Annotated in this window: 6 protein-coding genes; 5 read left to right on the forward strand and 1 reads right to left on the reverse strand. The window is 73.9% G+C overall.

What is annotated here, in order from left to right; translation table 11 throughout:
* Positions 1-198: alpha-amylase family glycosyl hydrolase (locus VF468_04585; protein ID HEX5877592.1), on the reverse strand; the 198-nt coding region annotated here is incomplete at its 3' end.
* Positions 199-388: 190 nt separating this feature from the next.
* Between VF468_04585 and VF468_04590 the strand changes: the two genes are divergently transcribed.
* From VF468_04590 to VF468_04610, 5 genes are all read left to right on the forward strand, one after another.
* On the forward strand, positions 389-646 hold the full coding sequence (locus VF468_04590; GenBank protein ID HEX5877593.1) for an aldo/keto reductase: 258 nt from the start codon (positions 389-391) through the stop codon (positions 644-646).
* A gap of 98 nt (positions 647-744) precedes the next feature.
* A complete protein-coding gene (locus VF468_04595) occupies positions 745-867 on the forward strand; it encodes a hypothetical protein (protein HEX5877594.1) in 123 nt (40 codons plus the stop codon).
* Positions 868-1,010: 143 nt separating this feature from the next.
* A complete protein-coding gene (locus VF468_04600) occupies positions 1,011-1,898 on the forward strand; it encodes an ATP-binding cassette domain-containing protein (protein HEX5877595.1) in 888 nt (295 codons plus the stop codon).
* A gap of 4 nt (positions 1,899-1,902) precedes the next feature.
* A complete protein-coding gene (locus tag VF468_04605; protein ID HEX5877596.1) occupies positions 1,903-2,676 on the forward strand; it encodes an ABC transporter permease in 774 nt (257 codons plus the stop codon).
* 91 nt (positions 2,677-2,767) lie between these two features.
* A partial coding sequence (locus VF468_04610; protein ID HEX5877597.1) for an EamA/RhaT family transporter occupies positions 2,768-2,990 on the forward strand: 223 nt, incomplete at its 3' end.

Genomic DNA, 2,990 nt, shown 5'->3' on the forward strand with positions numbered 1-2,990 from the left:
CACGTCGTAGCCGAGGTCGGCGCCGGGCGACGGGTACACCGGCGAGATCCAGACCGCGTCCACCCCGAGCCAGGTGAGGTGGTCGAGCCGGCCCAGGATGCCGGGCAGGTCGCCGACCCCGTCGCCGTCGCTGTCCATCCAGGAGCGGGGATAGATCTGGTAGATCACCCCGCGCTGCCACCAGGGCGGCTGCTCCATCCGTCTCCCTTCGGTCGTCCCCCGGGCCAGGCCAGGGTTGCAGATGCAGGGACGATGGCGCGGCCGGACCGGTCGCGGCCGGGCTGCTGCTCACCCGCGAGGGCGGCGCGCCGTTCGGGCCTCACCGGACTGATCGCGAGAATGACGGCCCGCCAGCTGCTCATCGATGACCAGAGCGGAAGGGTCCCGCATGGCAGGTGACCCCAGTCAGCCCATCATCTCGCTCGACTCTGCCGGCGCCATGCCGCTGGTCGGCCTGGGCACCGGGGCGCTGACCGGTTCACAGTGCCACCGAGCCGTCCGGTACGCGCTGGAGGTCGGCTACCGCCATCTCGACACCGCCACCATGTACCACAACGAGCACGAGGTCGGCCAAGCCGTCCGCGACGAGGGACCGGTCCGCGCCGTCGGGTCAGCAACCACAGCACCAGCCAACTCGACGAACTGATCGAGGCCACCGGGCAGGCGCCCCAAGTCAACCAGATCCCCTGGGCGCCCTCCCTGCACGACCCCGTCCGGCTGGCCGAGCACCTCGACCACGGCGTGGTGGTGATCCCCAGGTCGGCCAGCCGCGAGCGGATCGCGGCCAACTTCGACGTGTTCGGCTTCTCGCTCAGCGACGAGGAGCTGGGTCGCATCAACGGGCTGTCGACGGGCCGGCGCCGATAGCACGGAGACATGACAAGGTCATGTCCGCGCTGCTCAGCTCGTACCCGGGAGGTACTTCGAGGTTGGCTCTGCAGGGTGACGCCGACCACGACCTGCCGCGTCTAGCTTGTCCGGGATCGACGGGACGAGAGGGGCGCGACGACATGATCGAGGCGAGCGGGCTGAGCAAGCGGTACGGCGACCGGTTGGCCGTGGAGGGGGTGAGCTTCCGGGTTGAGCCGGGGCGGGTGACCGGCTTCCTGGGGCCGAACGGGGCGGGGAAGTCGACCACCATGCGGCTGATGCTGGGGCTGGACGTTCCCAGCGCCGGGCGGGTGACCGTGAACGGCAGGGCCTATCGGGAGCTGCGGGCGCCGCTCTGGGAGGTGGGGGCGCTGCTGGACGCCCGGGCGGTGCACGGTGGCCGTACGGCGCGCGGCCATCTGGGGTGGCTGGCCCGGAGCAACCGCATCCCCGGGAGCCGGGTCGAGGAGGTGCTGGAGCTGGTCGGCCTGGCCGGGGTCGCGGGCCGCCGGGTCAGGGGCTTCTCGCTGGGGATGAGCCAGCGGCTGGGGATCGCCGCGGCCCTGCTGGGCGACCCAGGGGTGCTGATCTTCGACGAGCCGGTCAACGGGCTGGACACCGAGGGCATCGCCTGGATTCGGGGCCTGCTACGGCGGCTCGCCGGCGAGGGCCGCACGGTCCTGGTCTCGAGCCACCTCATGAGCGAGATGCAGCTGACCGCCGACCACCTGCTGGTGATCGGCCGGGGCCGTCTGCTGGCCGACGTCGCCATGGAGGGCTTCATCCGGCACAGCTCCCAGCCGTCAACGCTGGTGCGGTCGCCGCAGTGGGAGCGGCTGCGGCCGCTGCTGGAGGCCGGCGCGGCCCGGGTCGAGCGCGACGGGCAGGGGCGGTGGCGGGTGCTCGGGTTGGACCCGGCCGCCATCGGCGACGTGGCCGCCCGGCACCGCATCCAGCTGCACGAGCTGTCCCGGCAGCATCCTTCCCTTGAGGAGGCCTACCTACGGTTGACCAGGAACGGAGGTTGAGACGATGGCGACAAGCGGCCTCGAGCCGCTCGTGCGGCCCGGCTTGGTCGACGTGCTGGGGTCCGAATGGGCCAAGCTGCGCACCGTGCGATCGGCGCCCCGGATGCTGGCGGCGATGGCGGCCTGCGTGGTGGGCGTCGCCGTGTTCGTGGGGGCCACCGAGAGCCTGCAGCCCGACGACACCGTCCTTGGCGGCAGCCTCACCGGGGCGACGCTCGGGCTGCTGGTCGCGGCGAGCTTCGGCGTCCTGGTGATGTCCGGCGAGTACGCCACCGGCATGATCCGGGCGACCCTCATGGCCTGCCCGCGCCGCGGGCAGGTGCTGGCCGCCAAGGCGGCGGTGACCGCCGCGACCCTGTTCACGGTCGGGTTCGCCGCCTGCCTGGCCGCCTACCTGGTCGGCGGGGTGATGCTGCCCGACAGCTACGCCCAGGGATCGCCGATGCCGGCGCTGGGTGGGGTCGCCCTGTGCTTCTCGGCGACCGGCCTGCTCGGCCTGGCGGCGGGGACGCTGCTGCGGCACCCGAGCGGGGCCATCACGACGATGGTCGCCGCCATCCTGGCGCCGTCGCTGCTCGGCCCGCTGCTCGGCGGCTGGGAGCGGTGGGTCGCCGGCGCCTCCCCCGTGGCGGCGCTGCAGAAGCTGGCCCAGAGCTCGGATGCGGCACCAGAGGTGGCGGGCAGCCTCGGCGCCTGGCCGTCGCTGGGCCTGATCGGCACCGCCGCCGCGGTCGCGCTGCTGGCCGCGGCCACCGTGCTCGGGCGCCGGGACGCATGAGGCCATGTACCGTGGGCCGCCCTGGGCTGGATCGCACCTGGAGTGGGCCGGGATGACGCTGGCGAGGTCGGGAGGGGCACGAGGAGCCGGGGTGGCCCGGCTGGCCGCGGCCGGACCGCGGGAGCTGTGGCGCGACCTGAGCCCGTCCTCGGGAGTGCCGCTCGCGCCCCTGGCCGGCCAGCGGGTGCCGTGGCCGGGCTGGCTGCCGCACCTGCTGGTGGTCGCCCTCGCCGTGGTGCTCGGGACGGTCGCCGGCGGCCAGGCCGCCAGCGACGGCGGCGCGGCGGCCGGGCTGGCCGTCGCCATCGGGATCG

It is taken from the genome of Actinomycetota bacterium (assembly GCA_036280995.1).
Lineage (GTDB): Bacteria > Actinomycetota > CALGFH01 > CALGFH01 > CALGFH01 > CALGFH01.